This is a genomic window from Bradyrhizobium sp. Pa8, assembly GCF_052588265.1.
This window is the reverse complement of sequence record NZ_CP176767.1, coordinates 5,807,736-5,829,108: the sequence shown is the minus strand read 5'-3', so window position 1 is coordinate 5,829,108 and position 21,373 is coordinate 5,807,736. Positions and strand designations below refer to the sequence as shown.

The 21,373-nt window shown below is 63.5% G+C and carries 20 protein-coding genes and 1 tRNA gene; 15 read left to right on the top strand and 6 right to left on the bottom strand.

Features of this window, described 5'->3' with window-relative positions; all coding sequences use genetic code 11:
• The first annotated feature begins 18 nt into the window (after positions 1–18).
• Positions 19–411 (top strand): RidA family protein, encoded by a 393-nt coding sequence (locus ACKWRH_RS27555; RefSeq protein WP_038942317.1) that lies wholly within the window; start codon positions 19–21, stop codon positions 409–411.
• Positions 412–415: 4 nt separating this feature from the next.
• Here the strand turns inward: ACKWRH_RS27555 and ACKWRH_RS27550 are convergent, their stop codons facing one another.
• Positions 416–1,078 (bottom strand): TetR/AcrR family transcriptional regulator, encoded by a 663-nt coding sequence (locus ACKWRH_RS27550; RefSeq protein ID WP_445216066.1) that lies wholly within the window; start codon positions 1,076–1,078, stop codon positions 416–418.
• Positions 1,079–1,287: 209 nt separating this feature from the next.
• Between ACKWRH_RS27550 and ACKWRH_RS27545 the strand changes: the two genes are divergently transcribed.
• Positions 1,288–2,523: an acyl-CoA dehydrogenase family protein gene (locus tag ACKWRH_RS27545; protein ID WP_014494478.1), complete on the top strand. Its 1,236-nt coding sequence runs from the start codon at positions 1,288–1,290 to the stop codon at positions 2,521–2,523.
• Positions 2,524–2,671: 148 nt separating this feature from the next.
• Positions 2,672–3,730 carry a phosphotransferase family protein gene (locus ACKWRH_RS27540; RefSeq protein WP_445216065.1) on the top strand — a complete coding sequence of 353 codons (1,059 nt, stop codon included), beginning with the start codon at positions 2,672–2,674 and terminating at the stop codon, positions 3,728–3,730.
• 367 nt (positions 3,731–4,097) lie between these two features.
• Here the strand turns inward: ACKWRH_RS27540 and ACKWRH_RS27535 are convergent, their stop codons facing one another.
• The 3 genes from ACKWRH_RS27535 to ACKWRH_RS27525 form a co-directional block, all read right to left on the bottom strand.
• Positions 4,098–4,403 carry a hypothetical protein gene (locus ACKWRH_RS27535; protein ID WP_445216064.1) on the bottom strand — a complete coding sequence of 102 codons (306 nt, stop codon included), beginning with the start codon at positions 4,401–4,403 and terminating at the stop codon, positions 4,098–4,100.
• 191 nt (positions 4,404–4,594) lie between these two features.
• Positions 4,595–5,782: an acetylornithine deacetylase gene (argE, locus tag ACKWRH_RS27530; RefSeq protein ID WP_445216063.1), complete on the bottom strand. Its 1,188-nt coding sequence runs from the start codon at positions 5,780–5,782 to the stop codon at positions 4,595–4,597.
• Positions 5,783–5,886: 104 nt separating this feature from the next.
• Positions 5,887–6,537: a TetR family transcriptional regulator gene (locus ACKWRH_RS27525; RefSeq protein WP_445216062.1), complete on the bottom strand. Its 651-nt coding sequence runs from the start codon at positions 6,535–6,537 to the stop codon at positions 5,887–5,889.
• A gap of 94 nt (positions 6,538–6,631) precedes the next feature.
• Here ACKWRH_RS27525 and ACKWRH_RS27520 point away from each other — a divergent pair, with 94 nt between their 5' ends.
• Positions 6,632–7,114 (top strand): anthrone oxygenase family protein, encoded by a 483-nt coding sequence (locus ACKWRH_RS27520; protein WP_445216061.1) that lies wholly within the window; start codon positions 6,632–6,634, stop codon positions 7,112–7,114.
• Positions 7,115–7,708: 594 nt separating this feature from the next.
• On the opposite strand, the gene ACKWRH_RS27515 is transcribed toward ACKWRH_RS27520, so the two are convergent.
• Positions 7,709–8,494 carry an SDR family NAD(P)-dependent oxidoreductase gene (locus tag ACKWRH_RS27515; protein WP_445216060.1) on the bottom strand — a complete coding sequence of 262 codons (786 nt, stop codon included), beginning with the start codon at positions 8,492–8,494 and terminating at the stop codon, positions 7,709–7,711.
• A gap of 134 nt (positions 8,495–8,628) precedes the next feature.
• Between ACKWRH_RS27515 and ACKWRH_RS27510 the strand changes: the two genes are divergently transcribed.
• Positions 8,629–9,327, top strand: coding sequence for a histidine phosphatase family protein (locus ACKWRH_RS27510; RefSeq protein ID WP_445216059.1), 699 nt, complete (start codon positions 8,629–8,631; stop codon positions 9,325–9,327).
• 69 nt (positions 9,328–9,396) lie between these two features.
• Entirely contained in the window at positions 9,397–10,164 is a 768-nt protein-coding gene (locus tag ACKWRH_RS27505) for an SDR family NAD(P)-dependent oxidoreductase (RefSeq protein ID WP_028152878.1), read from the top strand.
• A 150-nt stretch (positions 10,165–10,314) separates the two neighbouring features.
• Here ACKWRH_RS27505 and ACKWRH_RS27500 read toward each other — a convergent pair whose 3' ends face one another.
• A complete protein-coding gene (locus ACKWRH_RS27500; protein ID WP_445216058.1) occupies positions 10,315–11,538 on the bottom strand; it encodes a serine hydrolase domain-containing protein in 1,224 nt (407 codons plus the stop codon).
• 152 nt (positions 11,539–11,690) lie between these two features.
• Between ACKWRH_RS27500 and ACKWRH_RS27495 the strand changes: the two genes are divergently transcribed.
• From ACKWRH_RS27495 to rpoB, 9 genes are all read left to right on the top strand, one after another.
• Positions 11,691–11,766: transfer RNA gene (locus ACKWRH_RS27495), tRNA-Trp, on the top strand.
• A gap of 345 nt (positions 11,767–12,111) precedes the next feature.
• Positions 12,112–12,303, top strand: coding sequence for a preprotein translocase subunit SecE (gene secE / locus ACKWRH_RS27490; RefSeq protein WP_007611620.1), 192 nt, complete (start codon positions 12,112–12,114; stop codon positions 12,301–12,303).
• Positions 12,303–12,863 (top strand): transcription termination/antitermination protein NusG, encoded by a 561-nt coding sequence (gene nusG / locus ACKWRH_RS27485; RefSeq protein WP_129268045.1) that lies wholly within the window; start codon positions 12,303–12,305, stop codon positions 12,861–12,863. Before secE ends, nusG begins: the two co-directional genes overlap by 1 nt.
• A gap of 131 nt (positions 12,864–12,994) precedes the next feature.
• The gene (gene rplK / locus ACKWRH_RS27480) at positions 12,995–13,423 is read left to right on the top strand and encodes a 50S ribosomal protein L11 (protein ID WP_006611824.1); all 429 of its coding nucleotides are present in this window, start codon (positions 12,995–12,997) and stop codon (positions 13,421–13,423) included.
• Between the two features lie 6 nt (positions 13,424–13,429).
• Positions 13,430–14,122 (top strand): 50S ribosomal protein L1, encoded by a 693-nt coding sequence (gene rplA, locus ACKWRH_RS27475; RefSeq protein ID WP_014494487.1) that lies wholly within the window; start codon positions 13,430–13,432, stop codon positions 14,120–14,122.
• 118 nt (positions 14,123–14,240) lie between these two features.
• The gene (locus ACKWRH_RS27470) at positions 14,241–15,194 is read left to right on the top strand and encodes a 2-hydroxyacid dehydrogenase (protein WP_445216057.1); all 954 of its coding nucleotides are present in this window, start codon (positions 14,241–14,243) and stop codon (positions 15,192–15,194) included.
• A 584-nt stretch (positions 15,195–15,778) separates the two neighbouring features.
• Positions 15,779–16,297, top strand: coding sequence for a 50S ribosomal protein L10 (gene rplJ, locus ACKWRH_RS27465; RefSeq protein ID WP_445216056.1), 519 nt, complete (start codon positions 15,779–15,781; stop codon positions 16,295–16,297).
• A gap of 54 nt (positions 16,298–16,351) precedes the next feature.
• Positions 16,352–16,729, top strand: coding sequence for a 50S ribosomal protein L7/L12 (rplL, locus tag ACKWRH_RS27460; protein WP_028152883.1), 378 nt, complete (start codon positions 16,352–16,354; stop codon positions 16,727–16,729).
• 485 nt (positions 16,730–17,214) lie between these two features.
• Positions 17,215–21,333 carry a DNA-directed RNA polymerase subunit beta gene (gene rpoB, locus ACKWRH_RS27455; RefSeq protein WP_028152884.1) on the top strand — a complete coding sequence of 1,373 codons (4,119 nt, stop codon included), beginning with the start codon at positions 17,215–17,217 and terminating at the stop codon, positions 21,331–21,333.
• Positions 21,334–21,373: the final 40 nt, after the last annotated feature.

Here is a 21,373-nt window from a genome sequence, read left to right as displayed (position 1 = left end):
AACCGAAGGTGGCCGCCGATGAAACGCGAAGCGCTCCGCGTCGAACCGATCTCGTCCTTTCTCGACCGCGTCAAGGCGCCGACCTCGCCGGTCACGCGCGCCGGCAACATGATCTTCGTCGCCGGCCTGCCGCCATTCGACCCCGAGACGGGCGAGATCGGGGGGATGCCAATCGCGCGGCAGAGCGAGATCATCATGGAACAGATGAAGCTCTGCCTCGAGACGGCAGGCGCCTCCCTCGATAACGTCATGAAGTGCAACGTCTACTGCACCTCGACAAAGCACTTCGCCGTCTTCAACGCGATCTATGCGCGCTATTTCCCAATCGATCCGCCGGCGCGCATCTTCGTCTGCACCCCGGAATGGTTCGGCCCCTTCGACGTCGAGATCGATTGCATCGCGATGATGTGAGGCGCTAACGCGCTGCAACCCGTGACGGCGCCTTCGTCTCGGTCCGCCCCGCCGTCAGCGCCATCGTCGCCACGCTGACGACGCGCGCGACGACGTCTTCGACGTCGTCGAGATCGCATTTGCCTTCCGACAGCTTCGTCAACCGCTCGCTCTCGCGGATGGTGTGGTGTGCCATCGCGAGCGCGAAGTTCAGGCCCCAATAGATATCGACGTCGCTGCGGTCGGGCAGGGACCGTCGCATGGCGCCGGCGAATTTCCGTAAGTGGTCGATCTCGCGGTTCTTGATGCGGCGGATCGGCGGCACGGATTCGATCGAGGCGCGGATCATGAAGCGCGCCGCGGTGGAGCGCTGGTTTTCCGGACCCAGGCAGCCGCGCAAGGTCGGGCCGACAAGCGCGCGCAAGATCACCTCGATCGGCGCGCGACCACCGCCTTGCTCTTCCGCGGCCTTCAATTCGCGCAGGCGCTCGCGGTTGGTGGCGATCGAGCGCGAGACGAACAGCTCCGCGATCAATTCGTCCTTCGAGCCGAAATGATAATTCACCGCCGCGAGGTTGACGTTGGCCTCCGCGACGATGTCGCGCAGCGTTACGTCGCCAAAGCCTCGATCGGCATAGAGCCGTTCGGCGGCGGCGAGAATGGCAGACCTCGTATGATCGCTGGCCATGGATACCCCTCAGGGAGGGAGTTGCAATTCAAACACTTGTATGAAACTATCGTTTGAAGGCCGGAGAAAGTCAATCCGCAATCGGGGCTGGTTCGCAGCGCGCGAACCGGTTCCGAGGCGTCCGCAAGCATTCGCGCTTGCGGGGCGCGTGCGGCGGGAGGACAGTCCGGCGCAAAACAGCTTTGCAAAGAGAGACCGAGGAGCGTCCCATGGATTTCGATCTGTCCCCCAAGCAGAAGGAATGGCTCGACCGCGTGCAGTCGTTCATGACCAAGCACGTGCGTCCGGCGGTGCCGATCTATAACGAGCAGGATCACAGCGGCGAGCGCTGGAAGGTGATCCCGGTTCTGGAGGACCTCAAGAAGAAGGCGAAGGCCGAAGGCCTCTGGAACATGTTCATGCCGCCGAACGAGCATGAGGACGACGAATTCCGCGGCGCGGGATTGACCAATCTCGAATACGCGCTGCTGTCGGAGCAGATGGGCCACATCTCCTGGGCTTCGGAAGTGTTCAACTGCTCGGCGCCCGACACCGGCAACATGGAAGTGTTCATGCGCTACGGCTCCAAGGAGCAGAAGCGCAAATGGCTGCGTCCGCTGATGGACGGCGAGATCCGCTCGGCGTTCCTGATGACGGAACCGGCGGTCGCGTCGTCCGACGCCACCAACATCGAGACCCGCATCGAGAAGGACGGCGATCACTACGTCATCAACGGCCGCAAATGGTGGTCGTCCGGCGTCGGCGATCCCCGCTGCAAGATCGCGATCCTGATGGGCAAGACCGATTTCAAGGCGGCCAAGCATCAGCAGCAGTCGCAGATCCTGGTTCCGCTCGACACCCCCGGCATCAAGGTCGAGAAGATGCTGCCGGTGTTCGGCTTCGACGACGCGCCGCACGGCCACGCCCAGGTGCTGCTCGAGAACGTGCGCGTGCCCAAGGAGAACATCCTGCTCGGCGAAGGCCGCGGCTTCGAGATCGCGCAGGGCCGCCTCGGTCCCGGCCGCATCCACCACTGCATGCGCACCATCGGCAAGGCCGAGGAGGCGCTGGAGAAGATGGTGAAGCGTCTGATGTCGCGCACCGCCTTCGGCAAGAAAATCGTCGAGCACAGCGTGTGGGAGCAGCGCATTGGCGAGGCTCGCACCAACATCGAAATGACGCGTCTGCTCTGCCTCAAGGCCGCCGACATGATGGACAAGGTCGGCAACAAGACCGCGCAGGCCGAGATCGCCATGATCAAGGTCGCAGCACCCAACATGGCGCTGAAGATCATCGACGAGGCGATCCAGGCCTTTGGTGGCGCGGGCGTTTCGGACGAAGCGGGGCTTGCCAAGGACTACGCCGGCATCCGCACGCTGCGGCTCGCCGACGGTCCGGACGAGGTGCACAATCGCGCCATTGCCAGGCTCGAAGTTCGGAAGTATGCCAACTCTCCCAGTCATTAAGAGGGAGGGCCGCGCGGCGCTCCCGATCTGAAGAAACGACAGGGCATGATCCGCATTCGGAATGACCGCTTGACGCAAGTGCGTCAGCGGTTACCGATTAGGATCATGCTCGACCTGAAATGGTCAGGACTGAAGAGGGAGCGTCACCGTGGCTGACGGCGTCAGGAAAGACGAAGAGTTCTCGGGCACCAAGCCGGTCGAGGAGCGTCATCGCTTCGACGAGATGCGGCTCGAAGCCTGGATGCGCGACAACGTCGAAGGCTATGAAGGCCCGCTGGTCGTGCTCCAGTTCAAGGGCGGCCAATCCAATCCGACCTACCGGCTGAACACGCCGAACCGCTCCTACGTGATGCGCCGCAAGCCGTTCGGCAAATTGCTGCCTTCGGCGCACGCGGTCGACCGCGAATATCGCGTCATCGCAGCCCTTGGAAAGCAGGGTTTTCCGGTCGCGCGCGCCTACGCGCTGTGCCAGGACGACAGCGTCATCGGCGCCGCCTTCTACATCATGTCGATGGAGGACGGCCGGGTGTTCTGGGATCCGACGCTGCCGAGCCAGACGCCGGAAGATCGCCGCAAGATCTTCACCAGCAAGATCGAGACGCTGGCCAAGCTGCACATGTTCGATCCCGTCGCGATCGGCCTCGGTGAGTTCGGCAAGCCCGGCAATTATTTCGCGCGCCAGATCGACCGCTGGACCAAGCAGTATCGGGCGTCCGAGACCCAGCACATTCCGGAGTTCGAGAAGGTTGCCGAATGGCTGCCCAAGACCGTGCCGGAGCAGGCGCGCGTCTCGATCGTCCACGGCGACTATCGCCTCGACAACATGATTTTCCACGCGACGGAACCGCGCGTGCAGGCCGTGCTCGATTGGGAGCTGTCGACGCTTGGCGATCCCATGGCCGACTTCACCTATCTCCTGATGCAGTGGATCATGCCGGGCCTTGACGGCGCCGACCTCAAGGCGCTCAACATCCCGAGCGTGGACGAGGCCGCGCAGATCTATTGCAACGTCACCAAGATGACGGTGCCCGATCTCAACTGGTATTTTGCTTACAACCTGTTCCGCCTCGCGGGCATCACCCAAGGCATCGCCGGCCGCGTCCGCGACGGCACCGCCGCCAACGCCAAGGCCCTGGAGTCAGCCAAGCGCACCGTACCGCTGTCGAAGGCGTCGTGGGAATACGCGCAGAAGGCGGGCGCGGTTTAGGGACGACGAAGGCGCGGCCGATGGCCGCGCTTTTTCGTTCGGGGATTCGTAGCCCGGGTGAGCGAAGCGACACCCGGGACAGCGGTCCCGCATATCGCTGCGCTCATGCGGGCTACGCCAGCTCTTGTAGGGTGGGCAAAAGCGCATAGCGCTGTGCCCACCTTCTCTTCGCGATTGCGGAGACGGCGGTGGGCACGCTTCCGCCTTCGCTCTTCGAGCTACGGCGGACAAGTCGCTTTGCCCACCCTACGGAGCTAATGCTGAACGGTTGCGGCGATGAACGCCATCAATGTCGACATCCTGCGCTCGCTGTTCATGTCCTTCTCCTTCGACACGACGGCGTCGAGCGCCGCTGGTGATCGGCCTGCTACCAGGCGCGAATGCTGAACCTCGGTCCGTAGTAGTAGCCGCCGTATCCGCGATTGTAATAGCCGGGACCGGCGTAGTAGTTGTAGCCCCGGCCGGGGAAGTAGCTGGGGTCGTCAAAGTAGCGCAGGACATAGCGTGGTCCGCGGGTCCGCCAGCAGCGTCCATTATACTCGTTGCAGATCAGACCGACCTGGTCGACGTCGGAGACTTCGGCGGAGCCGATCGTCGTTGCGTTGAGCGGCGCGGCGGGAGCGGCGGACGCAACCAGCGCGGCACCGAGTGCGCCCAGTGCGATGGCCCTCATGGAGTTCTCCCTTCGGTTAGGCGAGAGTCTGGAGCTTAGCAGAGGGGAGCCTTGCCTGTCGGGCAAATCAGCGCCCGCAGGGTGGGAAAGGCGCATCATTGTCCGCCCTTCCCGGGGAAGCCTGTCATCGGGCTCACCGAAAGCGAGCCGGTGACGGGGCGTGACAATTCCTGTAGTACCCACCTTGCGGGTCAGCCCTTCACACAATGCGCAATCAGCTTTTCCACGAAGCCTGCGCATTTCTCCAACTCCGCCATCTCCACGAACTCGTCCGGCGTATGCGCCTGCGCGATCGAGCCGGGGCCAATCACGACTGAGGGTACATCGGCCATGCTGGCAAACAAACTCGCTTCGGTGCCGAACGCCACCTTGGCGTGGTCGTTGCGACCCGCAAGGCTCTTGGCGAGCGTGACGATCGCGGCATCGGCGTCGGTGTCGAGCGCGGGATAATCGAGTATCTCCTCGAAATCGATGCCGCACTCCGGATGTTGCTTCTTCATCTCCGGCTCGAGCTCGGCCTTGGCCCAGGCGACGATCGCATCCGTCACCTCCCTGGACTCGGTGATGCCGATACCGCGGCATTCGAAATCCACCGTGCAGGTGTCGGGCACGATATTCAGCGCGGCGCCGCCATGCACGATGCTGGTCAGCAGCGTCGAATGCGGAACGTCGTAGAGGCTGTCATTCGATCGTGCGGCCGCAAGCTTCACGGCGCGGCGGCGAATCTCGGTGATCAGCTCGGCCGCGTATTCGATTGCGTTGACGCCGTCGGGTGCGATCGAGGAGTGGCGGGCGAGACCACGGAATGTCGCGCGCACGCCGTGCTTGCCCTTGTGGCCGATGATGACCTTCATCTCGGTCGGCTCGCCGATGAAGGCGCCGAGCGGCCTGATCTTCTTCTTCGCGACCTCGCGCAGCATCGGCCGCACGCCGACGCAGCCGATCTCCTCGTCATAGGAGATGGCGAGATGGATCGGCGTCGTCAGCTTCGCTTCCAGCATCTCCGGCACCATGGCGAGGCACACCGCGACAAAACCCTTCATGTCGGTGGTGCCGCGGCCGTAGAGCTTGCCGTCGCGCTCGACCAGCTTGAACGGATCGTGGCTCCAGTCCTGGCCCACGACCGGCACGACGTCGGTGTGGCCCGACAGCACGAGGCCGGGCCGGTCCTCCGGTCCGATCGTGACCCAGAGCGAGGCTTTCTGCCCGGTCTCGTCGACGATGCGCTCGCCCTTGACACCGAGGAAAGCGAGATAGCTCTCGATATGGGCGATCAAGGGCAGATTGGTGCGGTCGCTGACGGTGTCGAAGCCGACGAGGTCGGCGAGCAGGTTGCGAATGCGATCGGGTCGTGAACTCGGGAAAATCGGGTTGGGCATTGTCTCGTTCATGAGATGGAGGATGGCTTCGCCGCCTGCACGAAACATACCAACGGAGTGGCGGTTCGGGCAAATCGGATCGCGAAGGGTGCTTTCGCTGAACCTCAGCCGAGTGCGGAGAGATCTTTCGGCAGCATTCGCTTGAACAGCTCGAGCGTACGCCGCGCCTCCGCCGGCGGCAAGGCGATCGCGTGACGAACCGCGGCGGCGATCTGGATCATCGCCAGTTGCGAGAAGGAGGTGAGGGCGGCGGCGGGCTGTTTCGGCGCGACGCGCTTGAGCGCCTCGCGCAAGAGGCCGGCGAGAAAGGCCACATCCTCCTCGTCGATCTTCTGCAAGCTTCGGTCGGCCTGCGTCGCCTGCCAGATGTGATGCATCACGGGATGCTCGCGGAACATCTGGTCATAGCCGTCGGTGATGCGGCACAGCGCAGCGTGCAGGTCGGATAGCTTCTTCATCTCGGCGAGGTCGCGCTGGACGCATTCGCGGCCGATGACATTGCAGCGTTCGGCAAGCGTCCCGATCACCGTGCTCTTGTCCGGAAAATATTGATAGAGCGAGCCGAACGCGATGCCGGTGCGCTCGACGATGTCGCTCATCCGGAAGGCGTCGCTGCCTTTCTCGGTGAGGATCTCGGCCGCAGCGGTCAGGATGCGGTCGAAACGTTCCCGGCTTCGCTCCTGCGTCGGCACCAGCGGCGAGCGTCGCGCGGCCGCGTGCGTCGTCTTGTCCGTCCTGCTTTTCCGTTCCGGCATCCCGATTCCCGCCATCTGCGCTTGACGTCAGAAATAAGAGAGTTTATCGCATTTATCAAATGCGAGAGTTTATCGTATTGTAGGAGGCGGCAGCATGTGGCAGGGGTTCACGACCGGATTGCTCTGGTTCTCGGCGATCGGCTGCGGCCTCATGGCCGGAATCTATTTCGCGTTCTCGACCTTCATCATGACCGCGCTCGGCCGGCTCGACCAGGCGGCCGGCATCGCCGTGATGAACGCGATCAATGTCGATATCGTGCGCTCGCTGTTCATGCCGTTGTTTCTCGGCACGACGGTGGCAGGCGCGGCGCTGGTGGTGATGGGTACGTTGCGCGTCGGCGAGCCGGGGGCAGTGAGCATGATCGCCGGCGGCGGCCTCTATGTCATCGGCATGTTCGTGGTGACGATGGTGTTCAACGTCCCGCTCAACAACGCGCTCGCCGCAGTGCAGCCGTCAGCGCCGGAGGCTGGCGTGGTGTGGGCGGCGTATCTGAAGGACTGGACGTTCTGGAACCACGTGCGGACGGTTGCGTCGGTGGTCGCGAGCGGGTTGTTCATCGCGGGGCTCGTCGCGTAGCCGGTTTCGTAGGGTAGATTAGCCAGCGGCTGAGCGAAGCGCAGTCGCTGGCGTAATCCACCACGTCTTTCACCGCGGAGGCGAACAGTGGTGGGTTACGCCTTCGGCTAACCCACCCTACGCACCCACAATCCCTTGCGCTGCCCGACGGGCAAAACAAGCCGCGAGGATGCGAAGGTGTGTCTGCGGGGCGTAGGATGGGTAGAGCGAAGCGAAACCCATCATGCTTCCGCGTAGGCAAAGTGTGATCGGTTTCGTTTCGCTCTACCCATCCTACGAACTGCGATTGAGATGCGAATGAATGGAACGACGCCGTCACCGCGCACTCCGTCATTGCGAGCGCAGCGAAGCAATCCAGAGTCTTTCCGCAGCGGCAGTCTGGATTGCTTCGCTGCGCTCGCAATGACGATGGGGAGACAGGTGTGCGCGAAAACTCCGATGGCGTGCCCCGGACGCGGCGCAGCGTCTCTTCGACGGTGCGCTGCAGAGCCGGGGCCCATGCAACAGCGGTTGCTGTGGCTTTCTGGATCCCGGCTCTGCGCAGCAACGCTAAGAGGCCTTGCAGCGCGTCCGGGACACGGGAGAGTGCGGATGTCAGACCGGCTTGCCCGTATACGGCATCGACGCGGTGAGACCACCGTCCACCGGGAACGCCTGGCCGTTCACATACGATGCTTCGTCGCTGGCCAGAAACAGCCCCATCGCCGCGAGCTCGTGCGGCTGGCCGGGACGCTTCAGTGGATTGAGCTGGCCGATCTTGTCTTGGGTGCCGCGCTCCTTGGCGCGGTCGAAGATCGGTTTGGTCATGCCGGTCTCGATCAGGCCCGGGCACACCGCATTGATGCGCACGCCGGTGCCGGTGAGCGAATACGCCGTGGTCTGCACCAGGCTGATCACGCCGGCCTTGCTCGCCGCATAAGGATGTCCGCTGGCGCCGGCCTTGAGGCCCGCGACGGACGCCGTGAGCACGATCGCGCCGGACTGCTGCTTCACCATGTGCGGCATCACATGCTTCACCGCGAGGAACGGGCCGATCAGGTTGACGCGCAGCACCTCCTGCCACTGTTCCACGGTCTGCTCGCCGAGCGGCACGAGCCCGCCGGAGACGCCGGCATTGGCCCAGATCACGTCGAGCCGGCCGTGCGTCTTCACCGCCTTGTCGATGACGGCCATGACATCCTTTTCGGAGCCCGCGTCGGCCACCATGGCTTCCGCGACACCGCCGGCCTTCTTCACCTCGTCGACGGTCTCCTTCACCGCCTCGGTGCGGTCGACCGCGATCAGCTTGGCGCCTTCCCTGGTGAAGAGGAGAGCGGCGGCGCGGCCGATGCCGCTGCCGGCGCCGGTGATGATGACGGATTTGCCTTGCAGACGGCCCATGTGTTTCTCCCTTTGGTATGCTGCGCGACGCTTGCCGCGCGACGGAATTTCAAACAAGATTTCAAACGGTAAAGTGTCTTGAGACACGTTCACACCTGACGTACAGCGACATCAAACGGGATGGAAGAGTTTCGATGACAAGCGCAGACAAGCCCAATGTGGTCACGACGCGGTGGTGGTGGGTTCGTCATGCGCCGGTGCGCAATGACGGCGGCAACATTTACGGGCAGAGCGATCTCGCCTGCGACACCAGCGACACCTACGTCTTCAACGCTGTTGCCAAGGTGCTGCCACGCAAGGCGGTCTGGTATTCGAGCAATCTGATGCGTACCCACCAGACCGCGGAAGCGATCTGGGCGGCCGGTTACCCGAAGCCTGCGTCGATGAAATGGGAAGCGGATCTCGCCGAGCAGAATCTTGGCCGCTGGCAAGGTATGAACCGCGCCCAGTTCATCGCCAGCCGCCCCGTTGGCTCGAGCTGGTTCGCCGACATCAACGAGCCCGCGCCCGGCGGCGAAAGTTTTATGGATCTCTACAACCGCACGCGCCGTACCGTTGAGCGGATCAACAACGAGGCAGGCGGGCAGGACGTCATTGCGGTCGCGCATGGCGGCACCATCAAGGCGGCGATCGGCCTCGCGCTCGACGGCCAGGTGGAGCGGGCGCTGTCATTCGACATCGACAATGTGTCGATCACGCGGCTCGATTATTTCTCGAGCCCCGAGCGCTCGGTCTGGCGTTTGCCGATGGTGAACCAGCAGCCGTGGATCGCCGACGATGCGCACGCGGAGATGCATCAGCCGGCGGGACCGGAAGTGAAGAAGCTCGCCTGACACCGTTGTCCGCACGCGCGGACGCGGTGTAGGCTTCAAGCCAATCAAACCATAATCTGGGAGAGAAGCATGACCTTGTTCGACATGAAGGGGAAAGTCGCCGTCATCACCGGATCGACGCGCGGCATCGGGCTTGCGATCGCCGAGCGCATGGCCGAGCACGGCGCCAAGGTCGTGATCTCCTCGCGCAAGGCCGATGTCTGCGACCAGGTTGCGAAGGGCATCAACGACAAGTTCGGCAACGGCACCGCGGTTGCGATCGCCGCGAATATCTCGTCGAAGGAAAATCTGCAAAATCTCATCGACGAGAGCAACCGCGCCTTCGGCAAGATCGACGTGCTGGTCTGCAACGCCGCGTCGAACCCGTATTACGGTCCGCTCGCCGGCATCTCCGACGATCAGTTCAGGAAGATTCTCGACAACAACATCGTCGCCAACAACTGGCTGATCTCGATGGTGGTGCCACAGATGATCGAGCGCAAGGACGGCTCGATCATCATCGTGTCCTCGATCGGCGGCCTCAAAGGCTCGACCATCCTCGGCGCCTACGCGATCTCGAAGGCGGCCGACATGCAGCTCGCGCGCAACCTCGCCTGCGAATACGGCAAGCACAACATCCGCGTGAACTGCATCGCGCCCGGCCTGATCAAGACCGATTTTGCCAAGGCGCTGTGGGACAATCCGGAGAACCTGAAGGCCTCGACCTCGCGCTCGCCGCTGCTGCGCATCGGCATCCCCGACGAGATCGCTGGCGCCGCCGTGTTCCTGGGATCGAAGGCCGGCGACTTCATGACCGGCCAGACCATGGTGATCGATGGCGGCGCGACGATTAGTTGACGGTCTCGTGTCCCGGACGCGCTGCAGCGTGTAACGCTGCAGCGCAGAGCCGGGACCCAGAAAGCCGAGCTCGAGATCGCGGAGACGTGGGCCCCGGCTCAGCAACGCACCGCTACGCGCTGCGTCGCGTCCGGGGCACGAGAGCGGACCTCAATCCACCGCCGCGTAAACCAGATCCCGCACCAGCGTCCGCGTGTGGTCGCGCTGCCCCGGTCCCTGCGACATAAACACGACGAACAGATCCTCCTTCGGATCGATCCAGAAGAACGTTCCCGCAATGCCGCTCCAGAAATACTGACCGACGCTCCCGGGGAACGGCGCGATGCCGGCCTCGCGGCGCACGGCGAAGCCGAGGCCGAAGCCGTGGCCCGGCGACAGCAGTGTGCCGTTGGTCACAACGTGCGGTCCGAGGTGATCGGATGCCATCAGCTCCAGCGTCTTGCGGCCGATGATCCTGTTGCCGTCGAGCGTGCCGCCGTTGCGCAGCATCAGCGCGAAGCGGGCATAGTCCATCGTGGTCGAGACCAGGCCGCCGCCGCCGGACTCCATCACCGGCTGCTCGAGCATGTTGAACAGCGCGACCTTGTCGCCGGTCCAGGGATCGGCTTCGAACGGCTGAGCGAGCCGGCCGGCATTGGCTTCGCTGGTGGAGAAGGCGGTTTCAGTCATCTGCAACGGCGCGAGGATGCGCTCGGTGAGGAAGGCGCCGAGCGATTTGCCGCTGACGACCTCGATGATGCGGCCGAGGATGTCGGTGGAGCGGCTGTAGTTGAACTCGTCGCCGGGATGGCAGACCAGCGGGAAGCTCGCGACCAGCGCGGCATGTTCGGCATTGGTGATCTTGCGGCTGCGCACGCGGGACTCCTGGTAGAGCTTGTGCACGGGGCCGTCGCCCTGGTGCTCATAAGTGAGACCAGAGGTGTGGCGGAGCAGGTCCTGCACCGTCATCGGCCGCTTCGGTGGAACCAGTTCCAGCTTGCCGGCGTTGACGACGCCGACCTTCTGGTTGGCGAATTCCGGAATGAACTTGGCGACGGGATCGGCAAGCAGCAGGTGGCCATCCTCGACCAGCGCCATGACGCCGACCGACACGATCGGCTTGGTCATCGAGAAGATCCGGAAGATCGAATCAAGCGCCATCGGCGCGGAGCCGGTCGGGCTCTGCTTGCCGAGCGCCTCGAACCAGCCGACCTGGCCGCGCCGGGCGACCAGCACGGTCACCCCGGGGATGGTTCCCTTGTCGATCGCGCGCTTGAAGGCGTCCGACATCGCCTGCAGGCGAGGGCGCGACAGGCCCAGCGTTTCCGGCCTGGCCTCGGGCAAAGGCGGGGTTTTCGGCGCGGTGGCGGCTTGGGCGGCGGCTGTGGCAGTCATGTTCACTCCCGGAGGCACATCATTATCGGGAATGAACTGTGGCCCAGAAGGCGCGGCACAAACAAGCGAAGCCAGCGCGCTTCACCCTTGCAAACCAGCCGCCCCCTGTGCTTGAAAGCGCCCCTGATCCGTGCGGTGACGCGAGGGTCCGTAGGAGTGTAGCTCAATTGGTAGAGCACCGGTCTCCAAAACCGGGGGTCGCAGGTTCGAGCCCTGCCACTCCTGCCAGCTAATCCCAGACAATCAGGATCGAGAGGCAGGACGGCGGCGGGCTGACAAGCTCGGACCGTGGATCATGCGGACCGGGTAAGCCCTTGATCCGGATCGGGTCCGCTGGCCTCGGCCGCGCGTGTCCCGGGCAGCCCACATCTTGACCTTTGGCCCCATCCGCAGTATCTACCCCGCACTCGCAGTCGGCCCGTTAGACGCGGATTTCCGGCGCGGCTTTGAAATCCCCGAACAATCGAGCCCGGTTTCCCGGCTCATCCTTCGAGACAGAGGGCTGGGCCAACGGCGGCTGTTCGGATCCCTGAAATTCATTCGCGTCTGTCGACGGACGTTGGACATCAAACGATGGCAGTGAGCCCGTTCAAGTTTTTGCAGGAAGTGCGCTCGGAGACCGCCAAGGTCACCTGGCCGACCCGTCGTGAGACCACGATCACCACCATCATGGTGTTCGTGATGGTCGCCGTGGCCTCGATCTTCTTCTTCGCCGCCGACCAGATCATCCGTTACCTCATCACCTTCCTTTTGGGCATTCACTGATGGCAACAGCAGCCGCTGCAACCCAATCGACCGACAAGCGCTGGTACATCGTCCACGCCTACTCGAACTTCGAGAAGAAGGTCGCCGAATCGATCCGCGAGCAGGCCAAGCAGCGCGGGCTCGAGGAGCTGTTCGAGCTGGTGCTGGTTCCGACCGAGAAGGTCACGGAAGTGCGCCGCGGCCGCAAGATCGACGCCGAGCGCAAGTTCTTCCCGGGCTACGTGCTGGTGAAGATGAAGCTGACCGACGAGGCGTTCCATCTGATCAAGAACACCCCGAAGGTCACGGGCTTCCTCGGCGCCGAGAACAAGCCGATGCCGATCTCGGAAGCCGAGGCCATGCGCATCCTGCACCAGGTGCAGGAGGGCGTGGAACGGCCGAAGGCGTCGGTGTCGTTCGAGATCGGCGAGAACGTGCGCGTGGCCGATGGCCCGTTCGCCTCGTTCTCGGGTGTGGTCGAGGAAATCGACGAGGCGCGCTCGCGCGTGAAGGTCGCGGTGTCGATCTTCGGCCGCGCCACGCCGGTCGAACTGGAATTCGGTCAGGTCGAGAAGGTCTGATCGATTGAGGCGTGAGGCTTCGGTCTCACGCTAGCAAGAGGCCGTGGGAGGGAGAGGGCGGTTGCCAGCCGCATCCGACCCAGACCACGAACCTGAAACCGCCGGCCTGGCCGGCACAACAGGAGTGATACATGGCAAAGAAAGTGACCGGATACCTGAAGCTTCAGGTCCCGGCCGGTGCGGCGAATCCCTCGCCCCCGATCGGTCCCGCGCTCGGTCAGCGCGGTCTCAACATCATGGAGTTCTGCAAGGCGTTCAACGCCCAGACCCAGAAGGAAGAGAAGAACACCCCGATTCCCGTCGTGATCACGATCTACGCCGATCGTTCGTTCACGTTCGAGATGAAGACGCCCCCGATGTCCTTCTTCCTCAAGCAGGCCGCCAAGATCCAGTCCGGCTCGAAGGCGCCGGGCCGTGACAAGGCCGGCAAGGTGACCAAGGCGCAGGTGCGCGAGATCGCCGAGAAGAAGATGAAGGATCTCAATTGCGATTCCATCGAGTCGGCCATGAAGATGGTCGAGGGCTCTGCCCGTTCGATGGGTCTGGAAGTGGCGGGGTAAGCGGTCATGGCAATCGGAAAGCGTTTGAACAAAGCCCGCGAAGGTGTTGACCGCGAAAAGCTTTACCCGCTCGCGGACGCCATCAAGATGGTCAAGGAACGCGCCAAGGCGAAGTTCGACGAGACCATTGAGGTCGCGATCAATCTCGGCGTCGATCCACGTCACGCCGACCAGATGGTCCGCGGCGTCGTGACCCTCCCGAACGGTACCGGCCGTACGCTCCGCGTCGGCGTGTTCGCCCGCGGCGCCAAGGCTGATGAGGCCAAGGCTGCGGGCGCCGACGTCGTCGGTGCCGAAGACCTGGTCGAGAAGGTGCAGAACGGCTCGATCGATTTCGACCGCTGCATCGCCACCCCCGACATGATGCCGCTGGTCGGCCGTCTCGGTAAGGTGCTCGGCCCGCGCGGCCTGATGCCGAACCCGAAGATCGGCACCGTGACCATGGACGTCACCGGTGCGGTGAAGGGAGCCAAGGGCGGCTCGGTCGAGTTCCGCGTCGAGAAGGCCGGCATCTTGCAGGCCGGCGTCGGCAAGGCCTCGTTCTCCGAGGAGAAGCTGGTCGAGAACATCAAGGCTCTCGCCGATGCGGTCTCGAAGGCGAAGCCGGCTGGCTCCAAGGGCACCTACATCCAGCGCGTAGCGGTGTCCTCGACGATGGGCCCGGGCGTGAAGGTCGAGCCGGGCACCATTCTCGGTTAAGGCTTGCCTCGGCTGAGGTTTGGAAATTGCATGAGGCGAGGGGCGGAATTGGGCAACCGATTCCGCCCCTCGTCGTTTGTGGCGTTCATCGGAAACAAGAACCGGGAAACAAGAAAAAATGGCTGACAAGGTCCTGATCTACTCGCGCTTCCCGAAGACGATGATGGCGCGTTTCGCCGAGCGGTTCGAACTGCTCGACACCGGCGGCAAGCCGGCGCGCGAGGTGTTTTCGGCCGATGAGCTCGGCGGCATCCGCGCGATGCTCACCGCCGGCGGCTCGCCGCTCGGGGCTGAGGCGATGGACCTGTTCCCAAAGCTCGGCGCCATCGTCTGCTACGGTACGGGCTATGACGGCGTCGACCTGAAGGCGGCCGCCGCGCGCAACATCGCGGTCGGCCACAGCCCCGGCGCCAACGCGGCCTCCGTCGCCGATATCGCGATGACCCTGATGCTGGCGACGACGCGGCGGATCCTGGTCGCCGACCAATATGTCCGCAGCGGCGATTGGGCCGGCTCAAAGCAGTCGCCGATGATGCGGCCGCAGGCGGGCATGCCCGGCCGCCGCATCGGCGTCTACGGCATGGGCGAGATCGGCCGCAAGATCGCAGCGCGCTGCGCCGCATTCGAGAGCGAGGTCGGCTATTTCAGCCGCAGCAAATACGATCTGCCCTATCAATATTTCCCGACGCTGGAGGCGCTCGCCGACTGGTGCAGCGTGCTGATGATCGCGGTCCGGGCAGGGGCCGAGACCCAGCACGTCGTCAACGCCGATATCCTCGGGCGTCTCGGGGAGCACGGCTATGTCGTCAACATCTCCCGCGGCTCCGTCATCGACCAGAAGGCCCTGGTCGCGGCGCTCTCCGACAGGACCATCGCGGGCGCCGGCCTCGACGTCTACGAGAAGGAACCGCACGCCCCCGACGCGCTGACGGCGCTCCCCAATGTCGTGTTCGCCCCGCATATCGGCGGCCACACCCTCGAATCGCACGTCGCCATGCAGAATTGCGTGCTGGCGAACCTGGCGGCATTCTTCGCGGGCAAGCCGCTGCCATACGCGGTCAAATCGGCCTAAGTCGGCCCTTGTCGGGCCGCCTCAAGCCCGGCCGGCAACGGATTGGAACTGGTGCGAATTTTGCTCTTGGCAAGCGGGCTCCGAGCGGTTAAAGAACCGCTTCCGGACGTGCCGGCCTCGGCTGGCGCGTTCGTGCACGCATTCCGAAAACCCGACAAGACAGGAGATCATTCCTTTTCAGGACGTCCGTGAGGATTTGCCCGAGAAGGAAAGAAAACCCGTCAGTTGGTGGAGTGCGGGCAGGGGTCGGGCGGTTCGCCGGCTGACCTTGTCCTGTCCAAGACTGCAGGCGCTCGCGGGAAATTTCGATTTCTCAACGGCTTAATCGCATGGCCTGCATAGACGGGTGAAGACCGGATTTCACTTCGCGCCCAGCTTTAACGGCTGGCTTGCGAAACGGGTCTGGTTCGGACCTCGACACGCCGTGGGCCTTAAGGGCTCCCGGAGGGCAGGCTTTGAATTGTCGTCTCGCCCGGCGCGTGTCCCAGGGGTTTTGGCCCCGAGGTTCAGGTTTTGGGTGGGACGATGGGTGCAACCCGGCGGTCCCGCTTCTCGCGATGACCGCCAACCGGAAAGAGCTTGCTGTGGAACGAGCGGCAAAAAAGGAAGCGGTCGAACAGCTCAATGGGGTCTTCAAGACCACGAGCGTCGCGGTCGTTGCTCAATATTCCGGCCTGACCGTTGCCCAGATGCAGAAGCTGCGCATGCAGATGAAGCAGGCTGGTGCCTCGGTGAAGGTCTCGAAGAACCGTCTCGCCAAAATTGCTCTTGAAGGCACTGACGTCGTTGCCATCGGTCCCATGCTGAAGGGGCCGACCGTGATCGCCACTTCGGACGATCCGGTAGCGGCGCCGAAGGTCGCCGTCGAATTCGCCAGGACGAATGAAAAGTTCGTCATCATCGGCGGCTCGATGGGAAAGACCGTCCTGAATGTCGACAGCGTGAAGGCTCTGGCCTCGCTGCCGTCGCTTGACGAACTGCGTGCAAAAATCGTCGGCCTGCTTGTGGCCCCGGCGACCAAGCTCGCTCAGCTCGCCAACGCGCCCGCGGGCAAGCTCGCGCGCGTCATCCAGGCTCATGCCTCAAAGGGCGAAGCGGCCTGACGCACTTCGCAAAACTCAAACCCGAACCAGACTTACATTCAAGGAAACTGAACAATGGCTGACTTGCAGAAGATCGTTGACGACCTCTCGAGCCTCACCGTGCTCGAAGCTGCCGAACTCGCGAAGCTCCTCGAAGAGAAGTGGGGCGTTTCGGCTGCCGCGGCTGTCGCCGTGGCCGGCCCGGCTGGTGGTGGCGCTGCCGCCGCTCCGGCTGAAGAGAAGACCGAGTTCACGGTCGTTCTTGCCGCCGCCGGCGACAAGAAGATCGAGGTCATCAAGGAAGTCCGCGCCATCACCGGCCTGGGCCTGAAGGAAGCAAAGGACCTCGTCGAGGGCGCGCCGAAGCCTGTCAAGGAAGGCGTGAACAAGGACGAAGCCGAGAAGATCAAGGTCCAGCTCGAGAAGGCTGGCGCGAAGGTCGAGCTCAAGTAAGCAACGCTTACTGGCGCGAGATCCCGGGGCGAGCATCAGCGAGACCGGGGTCTCGGTCCACCCTCTCAAAGGGGTGGGCAATATGCAAAAGGCGTGCGACGGAACGCCCCGACGCAGGCCGAACACGAAAAAGTGTGAGGATTTGAGGGTTAACCCCTCGAATCTTCACTATTGTCGCCCCATATCGGTTCGGCAGCACGAAAGCGCGGTGGGCAGGGATGCCGGATTTCCCTGTAAGCCGTTGGGAGAGCAGGCTATTTCGGGCTTTTGCAGTCCGTGAAGACAATCGTTGAGACGGGCGGGCGTGCCTATGCGCCCCGCGCGTCGTTTTGCGTTTTGAAGGTCTGAAGAACAGATTCAGGACATGACGGCCTGAAACTGGATTTTTAGTCCCCGAAACGGGTTCGAAAAATTCAACCCGGGGAGCGGCGGCAGCCGCGTCCCGGACGGCGCGCCCAGAGCGGGCGACGAAATGAGAGGCCACGATGGCGCAGCAGACATTCACCGGTCGCAAACGCGTTCGCAAGTTTTTCGGACACATCAAGGAAGTTGCCGAGATGCCGAACCTCATCGAGGTTCAGAAGGCGTCCTATGACCAGTTCCTGATGGTCGACGAACCCGCGGGCGGGCGTCTCGACGAGGGCCTGCAGGCGGTGTTCCGCTCGGTGTTCCCGATCTCCGACTTCTCGGGCACCTCGATGCTGGAATTCGTCCGCTACGAGTTCGAACAGCCGAAATACGACGTCGACGAGTGCCGTCAGCGCGGCATGACCTTCGCGGCACCCCTCAAGGTGACGCTGCGCCTCATCGTGTTCGATATCGACGAGGAAACCGGCGCGAAGTCGGTGAAGGACATCAAGGAGCAGGACGTCTACATGGGCGACATCCCGCTCATGACGATGAACGGCACCTTCATCGTCAACGGCACCGAGCGCGTCATCGTCTCGCAGATGCACCGCTCGCCCGGCGTGTTCTTCGACCACGACAAGGGCAAGACCCATTCCTCGGGCAAGCTGCTGTTCGCCGCCCGCGTCATCCCGTATCGCGGCTCCTGGCTCGACATCGAGTTCGACGCCAAGGACATCGTCTATGCGCGTATCGACCGTCGCCGCAAGATTCCGGTGACGTCGCTGATGTTCGCGCTCGGCCTCGACGGCGAGGCGATCCTGTCCACGTTCTACAAGAAGATTCTCTACAAGCGGACCAAGGAAGGCTGGCGCGTTCCGTTCGACGCCAACCGTTTCCGCGGCTACTCGACCATCAACGACCTGATCGACGCCGACACCGGCAAGGTCGTGCTCGAGGCCGGCAAGAAGCTCACCGTGCGCGGTGCGCGTCAGATGCAGGAGAAGGGCCTGAAGGCGCTGCGGCTGTCCGATGAGGAACTCGTCGGCAACTATCTCGCCGAGGACCTCGTCAACCCGAAGACCGGCGAGATCCACGCGGAAGCCGGTGAAGAGATCACCGACAAGTCGATGAAGGCCCTCAACGAGCAGGGCTACAAGGAACTGCCGCTGCTCGACATCGACCACGTCAATGTCGGCGCCTACATCCGCAACACGCTCTCGGCCGACAAGAACATGACGCGTGAGGACGCGCTGTTCGACATCTACCGCGTGATGCGTCCGGGCGAGCCGCCGACGCTGGATTCGGCGCAGGCGATGTTCCAGTCGCTGTTCTTCGACGCCGAGCGCTACGACCTGTCCGCGGTCGGCCGCGTCAAGATGAACATGCGCCTCGACCTCGATGCGCCCGACACCCAGCGTACGCTGCGCAAGGAAGACATCCTCTCCGTCATCAAGACGCTGGTGGATTTGCGCGACGGCAAGGGCGAGATCGACGACATCGACCATCTCGGCAACCGCCGTGTGCGCTCGGTCGGCGAACTCATGGAGAACCAGTACCGCATCGGTCTGCTGCGCATGGAGCGCGCGATCAAGGAGCGCATGTCCTCGGTCGACATCGACACGGTCATGCCGCAGGACCTGATCAACGCGAAGCCGGCGGCTGCCGCCGTGCGCGAGTTCTTCGGCTCCTCGCAGCTCTCGCAGTTCATGGACCAGACCAACCCGCTGTCGGAGATCACCCACAAGCGCCGCCTCTCGGCGCTTGGACCGGGCGGTCTGACCCGCGAGCGCGCCGGCTTCGAGGTGCGCGACGTGCATCCGACGCATTACGGCCGCATCTGCCCGATCGAGACGCCGGAAGGTCCGAACATCGGCCTGATCAACTCGCTCGCGACCTTCGCGCGCGTGAACAAGTACGGCTTCGTCGAGACGCCGTACCGCAAGGTCAAGGACGGCCGCGTCACCGACGAGGTCGTGTACCTCTCGGCGATGGAAGAGGGCCGCTACACGGTCGCGCAGGCCAACGTGCCGCTCGATCCGAAGGGCCGCTTCACCGAGGATCTCGTGGTCTGCCGTCACGCCGGCGAAGTCTTGCCGGTGACGCCGGACAAGGTCGACTACATGGACGTGTCGCCGAAGCAGCTCGTTTCGGTCGCCGCGGCGCTGATCCCGTTCCTCGAGAACGACGACGCCAACCGCGCGCTGATGGGCTCGAACATGCAGCGCCAGGCGGTGCCGCTGGTTCGCGCCGAGGCGCCGTTCGTCGGCACCGGCATGGAAGGCGTGGTTGCGCGTGACTCGGGCGCCGCGATCGCGGCGCGCCGTTCGGGCGTGATCGACCAGATCGACGCGACCCGCGTCGTCATCCGCGCCACGGAAGATCTCGATCCGACCAAGTCGGGCGTCGATATCTACCGTCTGATGAAGTACCAGCGCTCCAACCAGTCGACCTGCATCAACCAGCGTCCGCTGGTGAAGGTCGGCGACATCGTCAAGAAGGGCGACATCATCGCCGACGGTCCGTCGACCGATCTCGGCGAGCTCGCGCTCGGCCGCAACGTGCTGGTCGCGTTCATGCCGTGGAACGGCTACAACTTCGAAGACTCGATCCTGCTCTCCGAGCGGATCGTGAAGGAAGACGTCTTCACCTCGATCCACATCGAGGAATTCGAGGTGATGGCCCGCGACACCAAGCTCGGCCCTGAGGAAATCACCCGCGACATTCCGAACGTCTCGGAAGAAGCGCTGAAGAACCTCGACGAAGCCGGTATCGTCTACATCGGCGCGGAAGTGCGCGCCGGCGACATCCTGGTCGGCAAGATCACGCCGAAGGGCGAAAGCCCGATGACGCCGGAAGAAAAGCTTCTGCGCGCCATCTTCGGCGAAAAGGCCTCCGACGTTCGCGACACCTCGCTGCGCGTTCCTCCGGGCGTGCAGGGCACGATCGTGGAAGTGCGCGTGTTCAATCGTCACGGCGTCGACAAGGACGAGCGTGCGCTGGCGATCGAGCGGGAAGAGATCGAGCGTCTGGCCAAGGACCGCGACGACGAGCAGGCGATCCTGGACCGCAACGTCTACAACCGTCTTGCCGAGCTCCTTGAAGGACGTCAGGGCATTGCGGGCCCGAAGGGCTTCAAGAAGGACACCAAGATCACCCGTGCGGTGCTCGAGGAGTACCCGAAGTCGCAGTGGTGGCTGTTCGCTTCGCCGAACGACAAGCTGATGGCCGAGATCGAGGCCATGCGGAAGCAGTACGACGAGTCGAAGAAGGGGCTGGAACAGCGCTTCCTCGACAAGGTCGAGAAGCTTCAGCGCGGTGACGAATTGCCGCCCGGCGTGATGAAGATGGTCAAGGTCTTCGTCGCAGTGAAGCGCAAGATCCAGCCCGGCGACAAGATGGCCGGCCGTCACGGCAACAAGGGCGTGGTGTCGAAGATCGTGCCGATCGAGGACATGCCGTTCCTCGAAGACGGTACGCATGCCGACATCGTGCTCAATCCGCTCGGCGTGCCCTCGCGCATGAACGTCGGACAGATCCTCGAGACCCATCTCGGCTGGGCTTGCGCCGGCCTCGGCAAGCGTATCGGCCAGACGGTCGATGCCTATCTGTCGAAGCAGGACATCAAGCCGCTGAAGGAAACCTTGAAGAAGGTCTACGGCGAGGACGAGACGATCAAGTCGCTCAACGACAACGAGTTGATCGAGCTCGGTCACAATCTGAGCCGCGGCGTGCCGATCGCGACGCCGGTGTTCGACGGCGCCAAGGAAGCCGACATCGAGGAGATGCTGAAACTTGCCGGTCTCGACGCTTCGGGTCAGTCGACCGTCTATGACGGCCGTACCGGCGATGCCTTCGATCGCAAGGTGACGGTGGGCTACATCTACATGCTCAAGCTGCACCATCTTGTGGACGACAAGATCCACGCGCGTTCGATCGGTCCGTACTCGCTCGTCACCCAGCAGCCGCTGGGCGGCAAGGCGCAGTTCGGCGGCCAGCGCTTCGGCGAAATGGAAGTGTGGGCGCTCGAGGCTTACGGCGCGGCGTACACTCTCCAGGAGATGCTGACGGTGAAGTCGGACGACGTCGCCGGCCGTACCAAGGTGTACGAGGCGATCGTTCGCGGCGACGACACGTTCGAGGCCGGTATTCCGGAATCGTTCAACGTGCTGGTCAAGGAAATGCGCTCGCTCGGCCTCAACGTCGACCTGCACAACTCCAAGGTGGGACCGGCGCCGACGTCGGAAGCAGCCGAGTAATACGACCTTTCATGCCCGGCCTTCACGGCCGGGCATCGGC